At 36.6% G+C, this 19,649-nt stretch carries 19 protein-coding genes and 4 tRNA genes; 18 read left to right on the forward strand and 5 right to left on the reverse strand.

The genetic code is table 11. The features are described from left to right. The first annotated feature begins 22 nt into the window (after positions 1-22). From gspL to MJX77_RS11670, 9 genes are all read left to right on the forward strand, one after another. Positions 23-1,162 (forward strand): type II secretion system protein GspL, encoded by a 1,140-nt coding sequence (gene gspL / locus MJX77_RS11630; RefSeq protein ID WP_174758720.1) that lies wholly within the window; start codon positions 23-25, stop codon positions 1,160-1,162. Further along, on the forward strand, positions 1,162-1,641 hold the full coding sequence (locus tag MJX77_RS11635; RefSeq protein ID WP_013197251.1) for a type II secretion system protein M: 480 nt from the start codon (positions 1,162-1,164) through the stop codon (positions 1,639-1,641). The genes gspL and MJX77_RS11635 overlap by 1 nt, the downstream gene beginning before the upstream one ends. An 89-nt stretch (positions 1,642-1,730) precedes the next feature. Beyond that, positions 1,731-2,735, forward strand: a complete 1,005-nt coding sequence (locus MJX77_RS11640) for a quinone-dependent dihydroorotate dehydrogenase (protein ID WP_252059124.1) — start codon at positions 1,731-1,733, stop codon at positions 2,733-2,735. A 6-nt stretch (positions 2,736-2,741) separates the two neighbouring features. Next, a complete protein-coding gene (locus tag MJX77_RS11645) occupies positions 2,742-3,329 on the forward strand; it encodes a CvpA family protein (protein ID WP_107882606.1) in 588 nt (195 codons plus the stop codon). A 25-nt stretch (positions 3,330-3,354) separates the two neighbouring features. Further along, a complete protein-coding gene (gene purF / locus MJX77_RS11650; RefSeq protein ID WP_252059126.1) occupies positions 3,355-4,896 on the forward strand; it encodes an amidophosphoribosyltransferase in 1,542 nt (513 codons plus the stop codon). A gap of 78 nt (positions 4,897-4,974) precedes the next feature. Further along, positions 4,975-6,864, forward strand: a complete 1,890-nt coding sequence (locus MJX77_RS11655; RefSeq protein ID WP_005306963.1) for a M48 family metalloprotease — start codon at positions 4,975-4,977, stop codon at positions 6,862-6,864. Positions 6,865-6,964: 100 nt separating this feature from the next. Next, complete coding sequence (locus MJX77_RS11660; RefSeq protein ID WP_252059128.1) at positions 6,965-7,612, forward strand: hypothetical protein; 648 nt, start codon at positions 6,965-6,967, stop codon at positions 7,610-7,612. An 11-nt stretch (positions 7,613-7,623) separates the two neighbouring features. Next, positions 7,624-8,589, forward strand: a complete 966-nt coding sequence (locus tag MJX77_RS11665; RefSeq protein WP_252059129.1) for a 2-hydroxyacid dehydrogenase — start codon at positions 7,624-7,626, stop codon at positions 8,587-8,589. A gap of 142 nt (positions 8,590-8,731) precedes the next feature. Next, the gene (locus tag MJX77_RS11670) at positions 8,732-10,159 is read left to right on the forward strand and encodes a M48 family metalloprotease (protein WP_151768201.1); all 1,428 of its coding nucleotides are present in this window, start codon (positions 8,732-8,734) and stop codon (positions 10,157-10,159) included. A gap of 90 nt (positions 10,160-10,249) precedes the next feature. On the opposite strand, the gene MJX77_RS11675 is transcribed toward MJX77_RS11670, so the two are convergent. Beyond that, complete coding sequence (locus tag MJX77_RS11675; protein WP_004791284.1) at positions 10,250-10,696, reverse strand: GatB/YqeY domain-containing protein; 447 nt, start codon at positions 10,694-10,696, stop codon at positions 10,250-10,252. A gap of 25 nt (positions 10,697-10,721) precedes the next feature. After that, the gene (gene rpsU, locus MJX77_RS11680) at positions 10,722-10,937 is read right to left on the reverse strand and encodes a 30S ribosomal protein S21 (protein ID WP_001136722.1); all 216 of its coding nucleotides are present in this window, start codon (positions 10,935-10,937) and stop codon (positions 10,722-10,724) included. 145 nt (positions 10,938-11,082) lie between these two features. Between rpsU and tsaD the strand changes: the two genes are divergently transcribed. Then, positions 11,083-12,093: a tRNA (adenosine(37)-N6)-threonylcarbamoyltransferase complex transferase subunit TsaD gene (gene tsaD, locus MJX77_RS11685; protein ID WP_005306952.1), complete on the forward strand. Its 1,011-nt coding sequence runs from the start codon at positions 11,083-11,085 to the stop codon at positions 12,091-12,093. A 2-nt stretch (positions 12,094-12,095) separates the two neighbouring features. Here tsaD and MJX77_RS11690 read toward each other — a convergent pair whose 3' ends face one another. After that, positions 12,096-13,199, reverse strand: coding sequence for a DUF6670 family protein (locus tag MJX77_RS11690; protein ID WP_252059130.1), 1,104 nt, complete (start codon positions 13,197-13,199; stop codon positions 12,096-12,098). Between the two features lie 108 nt (positions 13,200-13,307). After that, positions 13,308-14,189, reverse strand: coding sequence for an ATP-binding protein (locus MJX77_RS11695; protein ID WP_151826862.1), 882 nt, complete (start codon positions 14,187-14,189; stop codon positions 13,308-13,310). A gap of 178 nt (positions 14,190-14,367) precedes the next feature. Here MJX77_RS11695 and MJX77_RS11700 point away from each other — a divergent pair, with 178 nt between their 5' ends. The 8 genes from MJX77_RS11700 (at position 14,368) to MJX77_RS11735 (ending at position 18,657) form a co-directional block, all read left to right on the forward strand. Beyond that, positions 14,368-15,876: a DUF3336 domain-containing protein gene (locus tag MJX77_RS11700; RefSeq protein WP_005306944.1), complete on the forward strand. Its 1,509-nt coding sequence runs from the start codon at positions 14,368-14,370 to the stop codon at positions 15,874-15,876. Then, a complete protein-coding gene (locus MJX77_RS11705) occupies positions 15,863-16,669 on the forward strand; it encodes a protein kinase domain-containing protein (RefSeq protein ID WP_252059131.1) in 807 nt (268 codons plus the stop codon). The genes MJX77_RS11700 and MJX77_RS11705 overlap by 14 nt, the downstream gene beginning before the upstream one ends. 102 nt (positions 16,670-16,771) lie before the next feature. Beyond that, positions 16,772-16,856, forward strand: a tRNA-Leu gene (locus MJX77_RS11710). Positions 16,857-16,909: 53 nt separating this feature from the next. Then, positions 16,910-16,983: transfer RNA gene (locus tag MJX77_RS11715), tRNA-Trp, on the forward strand. A 27-nt stretch (positions 16,984-17,010) separates the two neighbouring features. Next, positions 17,011-17,095: transfer RNA gene (locus tag MJX77_RS11720), tRNA-Leu, on the forward strand. Positions 17,096-17,163: 68 nt separating this feature from the next. After that, positions 17,164-17,237 (forward strand) — tRNA-Trp (locus tag MJX77_RS11725). Positions 17,238-17,695: 458 nt separating this feature from the next. Continuing rightward, positions 17,696-17,905, forward strand: a complete 210-nt coding sequence (locus MJX77_RS11730) for a cold-shock protein (RefSeq protein WP_003650775.1) — start codon at positions 17,696-17,698, stop codon at positions 17,903-17,905. Positions 17,906-18,186: 281 nt separating this feature from the next. After that, complete coding sequence (locus MJX77_RS11735; RefSeq protein WP_252059132.1) at positions 18,187-18,657, forward strand: AnBLUF65 family BLUF photoreceptors; 471 nt, start codon at positions 18,187-18,189, stop codon at positions 18,655-18,657. Here the strand turns inward: MJX77_RS11735 and MJX77_RS11740 are convergent. Further along, positions 18,632-18,973 (reverse strand): hypothetical protein, encoded by a 342-nt coding sequence (locus MJX77_RS11740; RefSeq protein WP_252059134.1) that lies wholly within the window; start codon positions 18,971-18,973, stop codon positions 18,632-18,634. The genes MJX77_RS11735 and MJX77_RS11740 overlap by 26 nt on opposite strands. Positions 18,974-19,649: the final 676 nt, after the last annotated feature.

Here is a 19,649-nt window from a genome sequence, read left to right on the forward strand (position 1 = left end):
TAAAAAGGTCATTTAGCCCATTATGCTGTATTTATGGATGCCTGAAACCAATGGAATATGGCATTGGTCTAACGGAGAAAACTGGTTGCAGGCAGCAAGTCTTGATCAATTAATACAAGATCTGCAACTACATCAAGGAAAAGAAGCTGTCATCTTTTTCCCTAGTCGCCATGCTCAGGTACTCCAGCAGCACATGGCGAAGTCTCATTACAAGCAACTCGGGGCAGATGGTGTTAAATATTTGCTTGAAGAATTTGTGACTTTGCCGATTGATCATATGAAAGTGGTTCACCATTTTCATGCTGATCAATTGACCGTATTAGGAGTAGCAAAAACAACAGTAGAAACATGGCAACATGCAATGGCTTTGCTGCCTATTAAGCTCGTTGCTTTATTGCCAGACTTTTTAATTTTACCGGAACCTCAAGATCAGCAAGTAGTCTTATGTAATATTGACCAGAAATTACTTGTGCGTGAAAGTAAATGGGTCGGTAATTCGCTAGATGATCTGGGATTATTTTTAGAGTTCCAGCCGGTTGAAACACATTATCAATATAGTGGTTTGACATCAGAGCAATTAGAAAGCTTGATGGCAGCATCAAGTGCTGAGCAGCGTTCAGAATTTATTTATCAATTTCAGGCTTTAGATAAACCTAAACAGCATCCTTTTAATGTTCTACCTAAAGCTAAAGGGCAAGAGCAAACGGTTTCAGGGTATTGGAAAGCATGTGCTGCTGTTATTTTAGCAATTATAGTGGTTCAGTTTAGCTATGATTTGTTGCGCTGGGTAAAGTTAAAAAGTGTGGCTAATCAAACCGCTGAGCAGACAATAGAGCAATATAAATATTGGTTTGGTTCTTCTAGTCGTGTGAATGAGCAGAATATAAAAAGTCAATTTGAAAGTCATTTACGCATGAGTAAGCAAGGTGATACACAAGCACTTTCTTTATTGAGTCGTGTTGGGCCTATTTTAATGCAAAGACAAATTTTAGCTCAGCAGTTAAATTATGATGCATCAATATTAACAATGGCATTAAAAGCAAAGTCGGCAGATGATTTGCAAGCTTTAACTCAGCAACTTAACCAGCAGGGATTCAAAGCAGAGCTCGGTAATGTTCAAGCCGATGGTGGTGGGGCAATCGGGGTGGTGAAAATACAATAATGAAAATGATAACTCAATTGCAAAACCGCTTTGATCAGTGGGTTGAACAGATCGTTCAATATTTGGATCGCTTAACTGTACGTGAACGTATTATGGTGGTCTTTACTACAATCTTTGTCGTTGTGGCTATTGTAGGAGCATCACTTTGGAAAATGCATTCTTTGGCAGAGCAACAGCAACAACGGTTAAATGATTTAAAAGATTTGATGGTATGGATGCAGAGCAATGCGGTTACCATGAAACCCGCAAATGAACTTGAGTTGGGTCAATCGGAAAAAATACAACGTGTAGCTCAGCAGCAAGGCTTAACGGTCACTTCTCAACAAAATGGTGAGCAGTTACAAATTATTGTTACTCATCAGAATTATGCAATTTTAGCGAACTTTTTAACCCAACTTGCACAAATGGGCTTAAGTATTCAAAAAATGGAAATGGTTTCAAGTGACGGACAGATTAAATTAACAGCGACGGTTCAATAACATATTAAAATATGGTGTTCTTAAGCATGGTGTTTTGTGCTGCCTGTGCCTATAATATGCCTACCTAAAATCAGTAGACTGTGATTGGTATGTTATATTCACTTGCTCGCCCGATGTTGTTTAGTTTAGCACCAGAGCGTGCCCATGAATTAACATTATCTATGCTTGATAAAGCACATAAGTTCGGCCTACTACGTCAAAGCGTAGAATCAAAACCAACAACCTGTATGGGAATTGAATTTCCAAATCCGGTAGGTTTGGCGGCTGGACTTGATAAGAATGGTGCACATATTGATTCTTTAGCCGGACTGGGTTTCGGTTTTATTGAAATTGGAACAATTACACCTCGACCTCAGTCGGGTAATCCACAGCCACGATTGTTCCGTATTCCTGAAGCTAAAGCCATTATTAACCGCATGGGTTTCAATAATGATGGTGTTGATAACCTTGTTGAGAATGTTAAAGCTTCAAAATTTAAAGGAATTCTAGGCATTAACATTGGTAAGAATGCAGATACGCCTGTAGAAAAGGCTGTAGATGATTACCTAATTTGCCTTGAGAAAGTTTATAACTACGCCTCTTATATTACTGTTAATATTTCATCTCCAAATACTAAGAACTTAAGAAGTTTACAAAGTGGTGATGCATTAACTGAATTATTGCAAACATTAAAAGAAAGACAACTTGAGCTTGCCGAGCAATATAACCATTATGTTCCTTTAGTTTTAAAAGTTGCACCTGATTTAACAGTTGAAGATGTTGAGTTTATTGCAGCACAATTATTGCAATTTAAGATTGATGGTTTAATCGTTACCAATACGACTTTATCTAGAGATGGTGTAGAAAACCTTCCTAATGGTAACGAATCGGGTGGATTATCAGGTGCGCCTGTTTTTGAAAAAAGTACCGAATGCTTACGTTTGTTTGCCCAAACGTTAAAAGGACAAATCCCGTTGATTGGCGTGGGTGGAATTTTGTCGGGTGAACAAGCAGCAGTCAAACAGCAAGCTGGAGCAACATTAGTACAAATCTATAGCGGATTGATTTACACCGGTCCTATATTAGTAAAACAATGTGTTGCAGCCATGACTTAAGTGAATATGAACACAATTGATATCATTATTCTGATACTTTTGCTCATTGGGGGGCTAAACGGTTTGCGACAAGGATTTATCAAAGCCTTTGCGAACTTGGTAGGATGGATCATTGCATTAATTATGGGTGCAAAATATGCTGTCCTTCTTGCGCCGTCCATGTCTGGTTTGAGTCATGATCCGGTTGTTCAAAAAATTGCAGCTTTTGCATTTATAGCACTTATGATCATTGTTTTAACATGGATCGTCACTGCATTTTTAAATGGCCTCTTGAAAAGTCTGAAATTGGGGCCATTAAATCGTTTAGCAGGTGGTGCTTTTGGTTCCTTAAAGGGCTTGTTGGTTGTGTTGATTACAATGCAAGGCGTTGGGCCTTGGGTTGAAAGTTCACCAAATTGGAAACAGTCCGTACTTATACAATTTTTACTGCCTTATGCACCTTTAGCAACTGAATTGTCTAAAGATGCTGCAAGTGAGGCATTTCATCAAATAACATCTGGAGGTAGTGCATCAAGCACCCCTTCAAAACCAATGGACGAATCGGAAGATTTAGAAAACCGATCCGACCATTCGACAAAGAATCCTTTTTATTAATTCCTAGCTTGTCTGCGAGGTTGCTATGTGTGGAGTTGTTGGTATAGCCGGTAAATCGCCAGTGAACCAAATGTTGTTTGATGCTTTAACGATGTTGCAACATCGTGGGCAAGATGCAGCTGGAATAGTAACCTGCCATGAAGGCCGTCTTTTCCTTCGTAAGGATAACGGTATGGTGCGTGATGTTTTTCATACTCGTCATATGAGAGCATTACTTGGTAATTATGGTATTGGCCATGTACGTTACCCAACTGCTGGTTCTGCTAGCAGTGCTGAAGCACAACCATTTTATGTGAACTCACCTTACGGTATTACACTTGCACATAATGGTAACTTAACCAATGCCGAAGATATTCATGATGACCTGTTTAAAACAGATTTACGTCATATGAATACAGACTCTGACTCAGAAGTTCTTTTGAACGTATTCGCGCATGAGTTGCAAAAGAACGGTACTTTAAATCCTACACCAGATGATATCTTTCACACCGTTTCTCGTGTACACGAGCGCTGTCTAGGTGCATATGGCGTAGTGGCAATGATTACTGGTCATGGTTTGGTTGGTTTTCGTGATCCAAACGGTATTCGCCCACTGATTTATGGTTCACGTATGACTGAAAAAGGCGAGATGGAATACATCATCGCTTCTGAATCAGTTGCTATTACAGCACTTGGTTTCAAAATTGAGCGTGATATTGAACCAGGTGAAGCAATTTTCATCAATTCAGATGGTGAATTGTTCTCAAGACAATGTGCAGCTAATCCAAAATACCGTCCATGTATTTTTGAATATGTTTATTTTGCACGTCCTGATGCCATTATTGACGGAATTTCAGTTTATAAAGCTCGTTTAAAAATGGGTGAAAAACTTGCCCATAAAATTTTACGTGACTGGGGTGAGGACCACGATATTGATGTGGTTATTCCAATTCCGGATACGAGCCGTACTTCAGCATTAGAACTTGCAAATATTCTAGGTGTGAAGTTCCGTGAAGGTTTTATGAAAAACCGTTATATCGGTCGTACCTTCATTATGCCAGGTCAGCAACAACGAAAAAAATCAGTACGCCAGAAATTAAACCCTGTAGAACTTGAGTTTAAAGGTAAGAATGTTTTACTAGTTGATGACTCAATTGTACGCGGTACAACCTGTAACGAAATTATCCAGATGGCACGTGATTCTGGTGCAAAAAAAGTATACTTTGCGTCAGCAGCACCAAAAGTGATGTATCCAAACGTTTATGGTATTGATATGCCTGCTAAAGCTGAGCTTATTGCTTCAGAACGCAGTGTAGAACAGATCCAGGAAATTATTGGTGCTGATCGTTTAGTTTTCCAAGAATTGGAAGACTTGAAAAATGCTGTACGTACTAGCAAGGTACCTGATCTAACTGAGTTTGATTGCTCTGTGTTTGATGGCGTTTATGTAACAGGCGATATTGATGGTGCTTATCTAAATAATTTGGAGCAGAAGCGTAATGATTCTGCTAAAAAGAAAAAAGATGGCTACATTGATGTGAATGTTGACGCTGCTTCTGTAGATTTAACAGGCATTAAAGAAGAATAGAAATAGCTGAAAAAAGCGGGTGTTTCCCGCTTTTTTCTTTTATGATGAAAACTAACAATGTAATTGGGAATATTTACATTGAAAGAAGTAAGCCACTATCTAATCGAAAATAAGAATATGGCATGGTCCATCACTATGTGTTTGGTTGCTGTGCTGCTTACTATTTTTATCTTAAATTTAATTTTAGGTTTACTCGTCCATTTTTTTGATTATAGTCAGCCTATCTGGTGGCACACCTTAAGTCCATATTTCGTCGCGCTATTGCTTTTTATTATGGTTTGGTCGGTAGTTACTGAACTTTATATCTTGCGTAAAGGTGGACATTCTTTAGCAAAACAACTGAAAGCGCGTCGTTTAGTAAAAGAAGAAAGTACACCTGAGGAGCTTGAAGCATTAAAAATTACTGAATATTTGGCGCAAAATTTTTCGCTTAAAGTTCCAACCTTATATGTTTTGCCTGATGAAGTAGGCGTAAATGCGCTTACAGCAGGTTTTCACCCTAAAGATATTGTGATCATTTTAACATGGGGAGCTTTGCAAAATCTGGATAAACTTGAACTATATGGTTTGTTGGGCCATGAGTTTAATCAGATTTTGTCAGGTGAAGCTGTTGAAAATACTAAATTAAAGATTTTATATAGTGGATTAACGACATTTAGTCAGTGGGGCAGTAAATTAGCGAAACAAGGTTTTAAACGCTACAGTCCAGGTTATAAACATAAATTTGAAACAGTCTTTGTTGCAGTGGGTGGTGTTATTTGGCTAGCTGGAAGCCTAGGCGTATTAATTACCCGATTTATTAAATATTTAACTTTAAGTGGACGCACATTTCGTAATGACCAAAAAACGGTACGATTATTAAAAAATAGTGCTAATACTCAGACTTTGTTGCGTATTTATGTTCACCATTCTGGCTCACAAATTCATAGTGCCTATTCTGAATCAATCGCGCATATGTGTTTTGCTAACTCACTGAGTCCGCAAAGTTGGATGAATATTCACCCAAGTATTCGTGAGCGTATTTATGAGTTAAATCCGACTTTGCTACAAGATTTACAATTAGAAAATTTAAAAAAGCTTCGCAATCGTCCGTTATTTAGTTTATTTCATTTTTTAGAAGAATCTGAAAAAGAAATTTATGTTCCGTGGTCATCTCCACAGCCTTTGCCTTTATTAAGGTTGTCACCCATTAGTTTTGCATTAAATGATGCCATTAAGCCTCTTAGTAGTGATGTGCGTCGCAATAAAAAGCGTCCTGAGCTCATTCAGCGTGCACTACAAACTGCTACGGGTTCCCGCGAGGTGATGGTTGCTATTTTGATGATTCGCCAATATCGAGAATTCATCCCTAAAGATGCACCAGTTAGCCATGCCATTATTGATGCTTTATTAAATCTTGATGGACGTATCCATATTCAGATATTTCATGATGCTTGTAAAAACATTGGGCATATGCCGGCAAGTATTGCGCGACAATTTCTAACAAAACTAGCGCTTATTATTCAAGAAGATGGTGAGATTGGTTTGCTAGATGCGCTTTTGCTGGAGCGGGTTAAATATGAGTTGAATTTAATGCCGTTACATTTGCCAACAGCATTTGAAGAAGTAAAACCTCAAATTGTTCGTTTAATTGATGCCTTGCTTCATGTCCAGCAAATTAATAGTCCAAATCAGTTAGAAGTACGTGAACGTATTTTGCGTTCGCTACTTAATCCAGATGAAATGTATGTCTATGATGAGATTTCAGACGAGCCTTTAGATTTGGCTGAAATTTTAAATGACATTGCAGGTTTATTATTGCGTGACCGTCTTAGTATTCTTGCGATTGCAGAAATGTGCTTGTGGAGTGATCGTATTATCACACAAGACGAACTAGATGTACTTGAATTACTTTATTGGCGATTTGGCTTTGAGACAGAAGAAATTGTTGAGCAAATGCAAAAAAGAAATAGTGTGATGATTATTTAAAAGACATCTACGATTATAAAAACAGCTGAACGAAATAAAACACTGAAAAAAAAACTCAAGCCCGTTAGAATGTAGCTTAAGCAGAGGTATTGATTTAAACATGATTGGGCAGCAAAGAAATATATTGGCGACTTTAGGGATTGATGTATGGATTCCTAAGACACAGGTGTGCCAAAAAAATAATGCTCAAAGCCTTTGGCGAGATCATGTTGTAGAAGAACCAGAACCGATCATACTACCCTCTATAGAACCCATGGTTCTTGAGCAGCCAGCAAAGCCAAAAGTTAACGATATTCCAAAAATTGAGCCTGAAATTGTAGCGCCAGTTTCAATACAGGCTCAACCTGTTATAGAACCTCGCAATCAAGTGCAAGCACCTGCCATTAAAATTGCATCATTTGAGTTGCAGGCTTTTTCTCTTGAAAAATGTATTATTTTTTTAGATGTTACAAATTTAAGTGAAGAAGAAAAACAGCTTTGGAATAACATACAAAAAGCGAAAATAGGGCAGTATGCTGAACTAAAATGGCCTTTTCCTTTAGCTGCGTATCAAGATCAGCGGGGAGCTGGTTCATATATACAAGGCTTCTTGGATGCTGTTGCAGCAGATAAAAAGATCTTATGTCTTGGTGAATGTTCTTATATTCAGCATGCCAATATCATCTATTTGGCAAGTTTAAAAGAAATGCTGGAGAAACCACTCCTTAAAAAAAGGCTGTGGAAATTAATGCAAGATAACAACGAGTAGTAGGGATTTACATGAAAAAAGTTGTAGTTTTTAGCCAAATTGATGAAGAAATTTTATCTCGATTACAACAGGATTATCATGTTGTCGTTCTTAACCCAAAATTGGGTGATGTTAATGAACAAATAAGACAACACGTTGTAGATGCTGATGGGATGATTGGTGCGGGGCGAGTACTGAATGAAAAAAATCTTGCGCCTGCTCAAAAACTAAAAATTATTTCATCTGTAACGGTAGGCTATGACAATTATGATGTGGCTTATTTAAACCAAAGAAAAATCTGGTTAGCAAATACCCCCCATGTTTTAACTGAAACAACAGCTGATCTTGCTTTTACATTATTACTAAGTGCTGCTAGAAAAGTACCTTTTCTGGATCATTGGATTAAACAAGGTGAATGGAAAAGAACGGTAGGGCCTCAGCAGTTCGGTTTAGATGTTTTTGGAAAGACATTAGGTATTATTGGACTTGGCAATATTGGTGCTGCAATTGCACGTCGTGGTTTTTATGGATTTAACATGAATATTGTTTACCATAATCGTCGTGAAAAGCCTGAATTGGCTGAGCCATTAAATGCAGAATATCTTGGTCTGGATCAATTGCTACAGCAGTCTGATTTTGTAGTCACTGCAGTTGATTTAAATAATGAATCGAAAGCCTTAATGGGCAAAGCGCAGTTTAAGCTTATGCAAAAGCACGCTATTTTTATTAATATTGCCCGTGGTTCAGTAGTTGATGAGCAAGCTTTAATTGAAGCTTTACAGCAAAATCAGATCTTTGCTGCTGGCTTAGATGTGTATGAAAAAGAACCTTTACAAGATTCGGGACTTTTTAAATTACCGAATGTAGTGACTTTGCCTCATGTGGGATCGGCTACTGCTGAAACCCGTAAAAAAATGGCAAATCTTGCCTATAGAAATTTGGTTGAAGCTTTAGAAGATAAAACACCTAGATATTTGGTAAACCAAAACTTTATATAAGTGATTAATAACACTTCATTGCAAAACTAGTCGATTTCGAGTGATATAGTAAAAGTCTATTGATTGAAAACCAATTTTTGTGGTTTACATCAATAGGCTTTTTTTATGGTTTAATTTTAATAGAGAAAAACTTTTGAGATTTTTGCCAGTTATTTTAAGTGCGACTTTTATAGCAAATGCTTCGTATGCACAGTCTTTCGACCCACAGCCATCTGCGAATCAGGTAGAGATTCCGAATATCGGAAGTGGAATAGGTTTGCTTGATCAACAAAAAGAAAAATTTATTGGTGAAAAAGTTTTCCGTGAAGTTCATAAACAAATGCCCGTTATCCAAGATATCTGGCTCGAAGACCAATTTTTTCAAGTATTTTCAAGTATTTTGAGTGAGACTCAACTTGGTCAGCCTATTGGTCTAGTTGTTATTAAAGATCCACAAATCAATGCATTTGCTGTTCCGGGTGGTCTATTTGCGCTTAATACAGGACTTATTGCTTCAGCTCGCAATATTGATGAAATTGCTGGGGTGATGGCACATGAAATTGCACACGTATCCCAAAGACATTTTAGTCGTTCAGAGGAAGCCTTTAAGGGCCAAACGTTATTAAGTTTAGCTGGGCTTTTAGCTGGTGTTGCCATAGCTGCACAGGGTGGTGGAGATGCTGGAGCAGCAGTGATGTTAGGAACGCAGGCTGCATTAATGGATAGCCAGTTAACATATAGTCGAAATCAGGAGCGTGAAGCTGACCGTATTGGCATGCAATATATGTATGCAGCGGGCTATAACCCGCAAAGTATGGCAGACTATTTTGAAACAATGCATCGTGCAACTAGTCGGGTAAGTTTTTTACCAGATTTTTGGCTGACCCATCCACTGACGACCGAACGCATGAGTGAAGCTCGACTTCGTGCGAACCAGATGCCTAAAGTCAAAAATCGCATATATGATGCTGATTTTGAAATTTTAAAATGGTACACAATGGTAGTTTCAAATCAGGCTACCGAAAACCAGCTACAGAGTTTAGCCTCACAAAAAAATATTGCGGGTCTTATTGCTTTGGCAGCTTTTTATGTAAAACAAGGTGATTATGCACAGGCGCAATCTACTTTAGATCAAGTCAAATCTAGTGGAAAACCTCTTGTTACACTCTTGCAGACCGATATTTATCTGGGGCAAAACAAGTTGGATCAAGCCTATACTTCAATTGCTTCTACACAAATGACTATGCCTGAAAATAGGGCTTTTAGTTATAAGTTGGCTGAAGTGTTGCTACGCCAAGGTAAATTTGGACAGGTTCAAACTCTTGTTCAGCGGTTTATCAATAAAAACCCAAGAGATATCCAAGGTTGGCAATTTTTGCAGCAGGCTGCTAATTTGGACAAGACAGGACCATTGAGAGCAGTCAATGTTTTACGCTATCGAGCAGAAGCCGAATATTGGTCGGGGAGTGAAGAGAATGCGATTAAATCGATGTTGCATGCTCAACGATTAGCAAAAGACAATCAAGCAATGTCGGCTAGAATAGACAGTAGATTGAAACAAATGCAAGATGAGCGAAGAATGAAAATTTGAAAATATATCTTTCAAAAACTTCAAATATATAAACACGCCCAAACTAAAAGGAACTTTGGTTTGAGGGAATATAGAATTTAAAAGAAGAGATTAAGCTAATTTAGCTTTAATTTTTGCTGAAACTACAGAAGGATCGGCACGCCCGGCTATGATCGGACGTAGAGAATTCATCACCTTACCCATATCTTTCATGCTAGTTGCTTCTTGAGCAGAAATCGTTTGCTCAATGAGAGAATCAAGCTCTTCCTCAGTCATAGCTTCTGGTAGAAACTGAGATAAAATCTCAGCTTCGGCTTGTTCTTTACTAGCTAAATCATCACGACCAGCACCTTCAAAGGCTTTGATCGATTCTTTACGTTGTTTAATTTGCTTTTCAATGACCGCAAGAACCTGAGCGTCGCCAAGCTCTATGCGCTCATCGACTTCGATTTGCTTAATTGCTGCTTGTAGACTACGCAAAACCGTCACTGTTGCCATATCTTTGGCACGCATAGAAGTTTTTAATGCATCAGTAATTTGGTTTTTTAAAGTAGTCATAATTCAGCAGTCAATCACAAATTAATTAGTAAAGGCGAGTAGTACGTACAGATTCGCGAGCCAATTTCTTTTGGTAGCGTTTAACTGCAGCAGCTTTTTTGCGCTTACGTTCTTGAGTTGGTTTTTCGTAGAATTCACGTTTACGAACGTCAGCTAAAACACCAGCTTTTTCGCATGAACGTTTGAAACGACGGATAGCTACGTCAACTGGTTCGCCTTCTTTCAACTTAACTTGTGGCATGTAAAATCCTCTAGATTATGGATAAGATCAAGCACACTATTGTGCCGGATCACAAGTGAAGGTCAGTATTTTACTCATTTACAACTCATATCACAAGTCTATAATAGCGATTGCAATATTTTGACTCATATAAAAGGCAGTTTTGATGATTGTTTTAGGCTTGGAAACTTCTTGTGATGAAACAGGGTTGGCACTTTATGATAGCGAACTCGGCTTGCGGGGACAGGTTCTTTATAGCCAAATTAAACTTCATGCCGAATATGGTGGAGTAGTACCTGAACTTGCTTCTCGAGACCATGTTCGAAAATTAATTCCTTTAATGAATCAATTGCTTGAGCAAAGTGGTGTAACAAAACAAGAGATTGATGCTGTTGCTTATACACGTGGTCCTGGCTTAATGGGAGCCTTAATGACAGGGGCTTTATTTGGAAGAACTTTAGCTTTTTCTTTAAATAAACCTGCCATTGGTGTTCACCATATGGAGGGGCACATGTTGGCACCTTTACTCTCAAGTCAACCACCCGAATTTCCATTTGTTGCTTTATTGGTTTCAGGTGGGCATACACAATTAATGGCAGCTCACGGTATTGGTCAATATGAACTTTTGGGTGAATCTATTGATGATGCAGCTGGGGAAGCCTTTGATAAAGTTGCAAAAATGATGAGTTTGCCATACCCGGGTGGTCCTAATATTGCGAAATTGGCTTTAAGTGGTAATCCATTAGCATTTGAATTTCCACGACCAATGCTTCACCAAGGTCTAGATTTTTCTTTTAGTGGTTTAAAAACAGCTGTTTCTGTGCAATTGAAAAAATTGAATGGTGAAAACAGAGATGCTGACATTGCTGCGTCATTCCAAGAAGCAATTGTAGATACCTTGGTAAAAAAATCAGTAAAAGCCTTAAAGCAAACTGGACTTAAGCGTCTAGTTATTGCAGGTGGAGTAAGCGCTAATTTACGATTACGTGAACAGTTGGAAACTTCATTGGCTAAAATTAAGGCACAAGTTTATTACGCAGAACCTGCTCTTTGTACTGATAATGGGGCAATGATTGCTTTTGCAGGTTATCAACGCTTAAAAGCAGGCCAACATGATGGTTTAGCTGTAACCACAACACCACGTTGGCCAATGACTGAGTTGTCTATTCCTGAGTAAAACTATTCATCTTCAAAGGCTTGTTGGTTTTCAATATCTATATATTCGATATAACCACGGCCTTGAACTTCATTACCGAAATAATTACCGGTAAATATATAGCTACTTGCATAACCTCGCCCATGACCATAGCGGAGTGGGCAGTCAATTTCTGCCTGAATATTTAAAATAATTTGTTTAGCTTCATTTCGAGCAATCCACGAAAAGAATTTAGGAAGTCGCATCTTTTGTCCAGTCGGTGAGATGTAATCATCAACTTGGTGAGAAATAATATCAAAACTGACATCTGTATAAACTTCTGCAGGTCGATCAAGATATCTAATATGCAAAGTATAAGCTGCTGTCTGACCTGCAATATCTGCTTTGGTAAGAAGAAGTTGAGTGGTCTCATTTAAATTGATAATTTGATAAGTAAAAAAATCAAGCGGCAGTTTATAAGCATCAGGAATAAGTTTATTTGCGATAGAATGAGCCCCAACTGCTCGAGCATATTCATAAGTGCAAAGTCCCTCACTTTCAATACGTTCTGCTTGATAGCTTAAGAAACCTTTAAATTTTGCCAATAAACTAAAATGATCATAAATCGGTGTTTTTATAAACCATGAAACATGAGAGGTAACATCAATATCAAAGTCGAAATCAAGACCCTCGTAGTGTCCATTAATATGAATTTTTGGGAATTTTCCTTGAATTGAAATTTCTTGACCTAGTTCGATTAAGCTTCCATCTTCATTAATTTTTGTATCTTCAGGAATGATATAAGCCTTAAGCAAAGCTTTCTCTACTGCGGCTGTACTTGAAAAGAAAGTCGCTGTTTTTCGAGGATTTCCATGAATTATGTCATCATGATCAAATGCAAGAGCACTGGGTGTGCCTAATAAAATCATAATATTTAAATAGCGATGTGGCTCAGGCAAAAGTGGGAAAAAGATGCCGTAATGTGTCCAGCTATAATATTTTTCATCAACTCGAGGCTGAATAATATGAGACTGTGAAAAAGGAAGAGTTGAGTATTTTTCTGCTTTATCTATAACACTTTGCGCGAGCAATAAGCTTTGACCTAAAACTTTGCTGCCTATAGAAATTTTGGGCAATTGTTTTTTCATATATAAACCTAAATGAGGATAGGACTATCTTTGTTTTAGGTTATGAAAAACAACTATCAAAACTAAGCGGTTTTCAGGCCAAAGCTAAGGCTTTGCGGGACATTTTGTTTAATTGTTAGACAACTCTTTTAAGCCATTTAAACCAATCCAGTGCTTAGAAAACTGATATGCAGCACGTCCTGAACGTTGACCACGCATTTGACACCAACGCAAACTTTCAGCGCGAACTTCGTCATTAAAAGCCATGTTTGCCTTATGAATGTAATGCTCCACGATTTCTAAATATAAATTCTGGTCCATTGGGTAAAAAGATAACCACAAGCCAAAACGATCTGACAAAGAGATCTTTTCCTCAATTGCTTCTTGAGGATGTAGTTCGGTATATTGAGGTACATCAACCTTGGTTACAGGCGTATTCTCATGCATAAATTCTGGTAACAAATGACGGCGGTTACTGGTTGCATAAATAATAAAATTACTTGAACCAGACTGTAATGAACCATCCAATACACTTTTTAAACTACGGTAATTTTCATCTTCAGCATTGAAAGCTAAGTCATCACAATACACGATGTATTTTTCAGGTCGGTTTTGAATGAGTTTCTGAACTTTAGGTAAATCTGCTAAGTCATCACGCTCAATTTCAATTAAACGCAATCCTTGCGGGGCATACTCAGTCAATAAAGCACGCACAATAGATGACTTGCCTGTACCACGCGAGCCAGTTAAAAGCACATCATTTGCGGGTAGACCATTTAAAAACTGCAAAGTATTTTGAATGATTTTCTCTTTCTGACGTTCAATGCCTTTTAGGTCATCAAGATAAATATTTTTGGGTGTATAGATGGCTTTAAGTTGCTGATTTTCCCATCTAAAAGCAGGTGCATTAAAATCTGTTTCTTGTTTAGGTTCAGGTAAGACCTGCTGTAACTGATTTAATACAAGTGATAATGTTTGAACTAAATTATCTGGTAAATCAATGGTAGCCATGGTAAGTCAATCATGTTAAACAGTAATTTACTAGGATACTAACACCGAAATTAACAGGCTGACAAAAAAGTTATTGTCTATACAGTTTATCGGTTTTGCAATTGATTGAAATCTTCAGACCGCGCATAGTGTTGTTATGTCTATTCAGTAAAATCATCTGTGAAGATGAGGACGAAATATGTTTGAAAAAATACGCAGTGATATGAATCCGCATCAGGCCTACCGTATCAAAAAATTACAACGTCAGTTAGACATGGCTGAATCTTATGAAGAATGGAAATCTTTTGCATTAAAACTAGATGAAGAAACAGGGGTGCAAGAGTGGAAATTTGATAATAGTTCGCCTTACTTCGATGCAGAGCTCATTTCTTATAGATACACTTTACTGAAAAGATATCGTCAGCAACATCGAACGCTAGATCTTATTTATTTACTCAAAGAAGGTCTAACTTACGATATTGCAAATATTGGTCACCCTATGTTGTTTGCTGCAACGCATGTGGGAACGAAAAAGTTAATTGAAGATTATATTGAAGAAGTTAGCCAAAGCTTGGCTTATATTGCTTCAAGTGAATGTATTACCTTCCAAAGAAAAGAAAAAATTGAGTTTTTTGAGAATTGTGAAAAAGCATATGGACAACCAGCCCTTATGTTCTCAGGTGGAGCAACTTTAGGCCTTTTTCACACTGGGGTTTGTAAAGCTTTAATTGAACAAGATTTAATGCCTAAAGTGTTGTCTGGCTCAAGTGCAGGGGCAATTATGACGGGCATGCTCGGAACTTCTGCTAGTGAAGATGTTCAAAATTTATTAAATGGAGAACAATTCTTTAGTGATGCTTTTCATTTTAGAAAACTTCGTGAACTCATTAAAGGAAATGGTGGAATTGCCGATGTGCACTATTTGAAAAAGTTCCTTGTTGAAAATCTGGGTGATCTCACATTTGAAGAGGCTTTTAAAAAATCTGGTTTAAACATTAATGTGGCAGTTGCGCCGTATGATGCAACAGAAAATCCGCGCATCATGAATGCGATTATGACGCCTAATGTTTTAGTGTGGAGTGCTGTGTTGGCTTCATGTGCTGTACCTGTGCTATTTCCACCCGTACGTTTAACCAGCAAACGTTATGACGGTGAACATACACCTTACATGGCAAACACAAAATGGGTAGATGGCAGTGTAAGAAATGATTTTCCGCAAGAAAGAATGGCCCGACTTTATAATTTAAATTATACCATTGCCAGTCAGGTGAACCCGCATATTGTTCCATTTATGCAAAATGATGCAGACCGCTTTCGTAAAGATGTTTTAAGTTGGCCTGAACGGATTTTAAGACGTCAAGGTAAAGTGTTATCCATGGGACTTATGGACTTTACACGTCAAAGACTTGGTTCTATTTCTCCGATTAGACGATTACTTGATCATGGCTATGGGGTAATGGGGCAGCGTTATTATGGTGATGTGAATATCATTGCTAAATATGGCTTGAGTCACTATACCTATACTTTGCAAAACCCACGTCCACATTTGTTTAAACGCTTACAGCGAGAAGGGGAACGTGCGACTTGGCCAAAAATTTCTTCGATTGAGACCCATGCTCGTATTGGCAAGACGATTCAACATTGTTTAGAAGTTTTGCGTTTTGAAGAAAAGCAACAACAGCCAGAGTCTTACTATGCTGAAGCATGATTTTGCTTCGCATATACAAAACTTAAAAAGTGTGACAAAACCTGCGAGTGCCGCTTTAGGGCGGTATCTATGGACATGCAGCATAGATAACAAAGACTATTGGTTAAAATATCATTTACCTGAAACAGATGTTCAAAGTGTGCAAGATTTCATTCATGAACAATTGTTTTACGAAGAAATTACTCATAAGAAACCTGCGTGGCTTTTACCTCATAACTTAATCGAAGTTAGTGCCATTCCTCAATTAAACCATTCTTTAGGTAAAGTTTTAGTTTTACTTAATACTGATTTGTGGTTTGGTTCATTGTCTCATGAAGCAGATTTAACAGATGTATATCATACGATTTGGTCCGCACTAGATAAGCTCGCAGAACTTCATGAATTTGGTTGGATTCATGGAGATATTAAGAAAGAACATTTTCGAAAGTTTGAGCAAAATCCTTATTTGATTGATTTTGAGAAAGCCCGACTTATATCGAGCTCAGATTTAAGAATGGATGCTACACCACGATATATGGCTCCAGAACTGTTTAGAGGTGCTTCAAAGGATATACAAAGCGATTTATACGCATTTGGTGTCGTTCTATATGAATGGTTAACTCAAACTCGCTTAGAAGCAAGGAGTTACTATGAGTGGGCAGTATTGCATTGTCAAAATTTAACCATTCAATTACCCGCGAAATTTATGATTTTTTATCCATTACTTTCGGGTTTATTGCAAAAACAACAAAAAAATAGGTTTGCAAACGTGTTTGAAGCGATGAATTGTTTAAAAGCACATTCAAACTTATAAAAATCATTGATCTAGTATCTGTATACAATTTACACGGTCAGTTTTTTTTAGAAAAAAAACACTTGTCACTGTTAGATCTTATCGCTAATATACACAGCCATCGGGGGCGTGGCGAAATTGGTAGACGCACTGGATTTAGGTTCCAGCGCCGCAAGGTGTAAGAGTTCGAGTCTCTTCGCCCCCACCACTTTAAGTTAAAACTTAGAGTTAATGTAGATGTTAAGTCATCTATGTTTTGGAAGAGGATTGGTGTAATGGTAGCATGACGGTCTCCAAAACCGTTCGTCAAGGTTCGAGTCCTTGATCCTCTGCCACATTTATTTTAAATAAATGTCCCAGATGGGGGCGTGGCGAAATTGGTAGACGCACTGGATTTAGGTTCCAGCGCCGCAAGGTGTAAGAGTTCGAGTCTCTTCGCCCCCACCATTAAAAGAAGCAAGACGATGTTCTTGCTTTTTTTATGATTAAATCATTAGTTGTTTAATCATAAATATAGAGGATTGGTGTAATGGTAGCATGACGGTCTCCAAAACCGTTCGTCAAGGTTCGAGTCCTTGATCCTCTGCCAATGATTTAAAAATGAAGCTCCTGTTTAGGAGTTTTTTTATTGCCTGAATTTCTAAAATTCAAATTATTTAAAGTCTTTTTTATATTTTTTATTCAGTCATCTCATGCGTTCTAAGTGCTGATCTTTCTATTCTTCTACAATTTATCTAATTGGATGTAAGTTGTTGGTTAGGTAGGGAATATACTAAGTTTTAGTTGCACTATTAAGTTATTGTTTTTGGGTTTTTTATTATAATTTATAAAATTTTTCTCATAAAAAGCTTGAATAGAAATTTATTTCAGGTATCATGCTCTTAACTAGAAAAAAGTCTTGTTAGTAAATCTTCTTTAAAGTATCGTAGTTTTAGTCATAATCCTTCGTTTTTTAAGATCTTAACTCAATTTGTTATTCTTTTTTCAAAGTTATGTTAGTGTCATTATTAAATGATACTAAAATATTAGAAATCAGTAGGATATATCATGTCTAATACAGTAAGCGGTACAGTAAAATGGTTTAACGAAACTAAAGGTTTCGGTTTCATTCAACAAGACAATGGTCCAGACGTGTTTGCACACTTCAAAGAGATCTCTGGTTCAGGTTTCAAAACTTTGCACGAAGGTCAACGTGTAACGTTTACTGTTACTCAAGGTCAAAAAGGCCCAAATGCTGTAAATATTATTCCACAATAATATTTCAGTAAGAAAAAAAGCACTATTTAGTGCTTTTTTTTATTTTAGGCTTAAAAAAAATTTTATTGTTCTTTTACAAGCTATAAAAGCCCTCTATAAGAGGGCTTTTTTTGTTTTACACCTAATCGTTTGTAAGTCTAATAAGTTTGGTTATTGTCTTATCGGTTGTTTGTTTGGAGCATATATTGAATGTAGGGGTGAAATATAAATTATCAGGAAGAGATATGTGTTAGATTGAAAAATCTTTAGATAAAGAAATTTTATATTTCACGGAATTGTTAATGAACGTTCGCCTGTGTTATGCCAGTCAACGAAACGAAAAAAATGAAGATTTATTGCAAGATTTACGTGATATTTTAACAGAAGCTAGAAATTTCAATGATTTGAATCAAATTTGTGGTGTGCTCTATTATGCTGATAATGCTTTCTTTCAATGTTTAGAAGGTGAACAAGAGTTAGTGGAGCGATTATTTGAAAGAATTAAAGATGATCAAAGACACTACAATGTTAAATGGTTGTGCACATATTCCATCGAGAAGAACTCTTTTCAGCGTTGGTCAATGAAATATGTACAGCGTAATACAAATATTGAATCTTTCTTCTTAAATATGGGACAAACTAGTTTTAATCCCATTTGTCTTGATGAGCAAAACTTAAAAATTTTCTTAAATGAGTTATTACGTGCTGAACAAAGCAAAATTAATACAGTTAAGAAAGTAGGTATGGTTAAGCGTGGGGTGAACCCTTTTTAGCTATAACACCGATATGGATGGTCTTGAGTTTAGGAATCATTTTAGTCATCACTAGATAGACAATGACTGAACTGGCGAGCATCCATATCACCTCTAAACTTTGACTAATTACAAACATTGCCCAGTAAAAAAAGCTAAATAAGGCGAGACATAGTCCGCTACCTTTGAAATACCAAGTAATAAATATGCCAAAAAGTGCTGAAGAGAGCAGAAGGTTAATCGTCTCGTTCATTCCAAGATAATTAAAGAAAATAATCATTAAGCATAAAGCTAACATTGATAGTAAATATACAAATATATTTTTTGCAATAAACATTCTCTATATCCTATCTGATGATTAAAAAAAGATCTTTCCTCTGTTTCCAGAGGAAAGATAGTACATATTAATTTTTTGAGATTCTTTTTCTATTATTAAGAGTTTTTATATTAATAAAGATAACGTTACCGTTTCTCCAGATCTCTTTATTAATACTCAGCTTTCTATTTAATAGTAAAGAGTGCTTATATGTACTGAAATTAATTATAAGAAAAACAATTAGTTGTGTTGTAGGTTTTGGCTTACATGATTGTGAGAAATTACCTACATTTGTATAAAAAATAGACGAAATTTACAAAATAAAATTAATTAAAAATTTATATTTAACAAATACTTATTTGATTTTATTGTTAAGATGAGCTTTACATAAATAACAAAAAGTAACATCTACTTGATAAAGATAATTTTAAAAATGAAAAATATTAATTTGATGGCAGATACTTTGTTTGAATAATTTTTAACGATTGATAAAATATTTTATTCTTAAAATATATTTTTAATAAATAAAATTTATATTTTTTGGATAATTTAAATACTTTTTTGTGAATTGAAATACTAATATATATTTATAGTATCTCTATATTTTAAAAATTCGTAGAAAAATACGTTTCAACATAAATAAAGATAAACAAAATAGTTTCGCAAAGTTTGAATATTAACCAGTGTAGATATGGCT

This window comes from Acinetobacter sp. AHP123, assembly GCF_023757925.1.
Taxonomy (GTDB): domain Bacteria; phylum Pseudomonadota; class Gammaproteobacteria; order Pseudomonadales; family Moraxellaceae; genus Acinetobacter; species Acinetobacter oleivorans.

Excerpts from the sequence above, each read along its gene's own strand:
- MJX77_RS11690 (WP_252059130.1), bottom strand. The coding sequence starts at position 13,199 with ATGAAAAAACAATTGCCCAAAATTTCTATAGGCAGCAAAGTTTTAGGT.
- MJX77_RS11645 (WP_107882606.1), top strand. The coding sequence starts at position 2,742 with ATGAACACAATTGATATCATTATTCTGATACTTTTGCTCATTGGGGGG.
- MJX77_RS11740 (WP_252059134.1), bottom strand. The coding sequence starts at position 18,973 with ATGTTTATTGCAAAAAATATATTTGTATATTTACTATCAATGTTAGCT.
- tsaD (WP_005306952.1), top strand. The coding sequence starts at position 11,083 with ATGATTGTTTTAGGCTTGGAAACTTCTTGTGATGAAACAGGGTTGGCA.
- rpsU (WP_001136722.1), bottom strand. The coding sequence starts at position 10,937 with ATGCCACAAGTTAAGTTGAAAGAAGGCGAACCAGTTGACGTAGCTATC.
- gspL (WP_174758720.1), top strand. The coding sequence starts at position 23 with ATGCTGTATTTATGGATGCCTGAAACCAATGGAATATGGCATTGGTCT.
- MJX77_RS11735 (WP_252059132.1), top strand. The coding sequence starts at position 18,187 with ATGAACGTTCGCCTGTGTTATGCCAGTCAACGAAACGAAAAAAATGAA.
- MJX77_RS11660 (WP_252059128.1), top strand. The coding sequence starts at position 6,965 with ATGATTGGGCAGCAAAGAAATATATTGGCGACTTTAGGGATTGATGTA.
- MJX77_RS11730 (WP_003650775.1), top strand. The coding sequence starts at position 17,696 with ATGTCTAATACAGTAAGCGGTACAGTAAAATGGTTTAACGAAACTAAA.
- MJX77_RS11675 (WP_004791284.1), bottom strand. The coding sequence starts at position 10,696 with ATGACTACTTTAAAAAACCAAATTACTGATGCATTAAAAACTTCTATG.
- MJX77_RS11640 (WP_252059124.1), top strand. The coding sequence starts at position 1,731 with ATGTTATATTCACTTGCTCGCCCGATGTTGTTTAGTTTAGCACCAGAG.
- MJX77_RS11635 (WP_013197251.1), top strand. The coding sequence starts at position 1,162 with ATGAAAATGATAACTCAATTGCAAAACCGCTTTGATCAGTGGGTTGAA.
- purF (WP_252059126.1), top strand. The coding sequence starts at position 3,355 with ATGTGTGGAGTTGTTGGTATAGCCGGTAAATCGCCAGTGAACCAAATG.
- MJX77_RS11695 (WP_151826862.1), bottom strand. The coding sequence starts at position 14,189 with ATGGCTACCATTGATTTACCAGATAATTTAGTTCAAACATTATCACTT.
- MJX77_RS11705 (WP_252059131.1), top strand. The coding sequence starts at position 15,863 with ATGCTGAAGCATGATTTTGCTTCGCATATACAAAACTTAAAAAGTGTG.
- MJX77_RS11700 (WP_005306944.1), top strand. The coding sequence starts at position 14,368 with ATGTTTGAAAAAATACGCAGTGATATGAATCCGCATCAGGCCTACCGT.
- MJX77_RS11665 (WP_252059129.1), top strand. The coding sequence starts at position 7,624 with ATGAAAAAAGTTGTAGTTTTTAGCCAAATTGATGAAGAAATTTTATCT.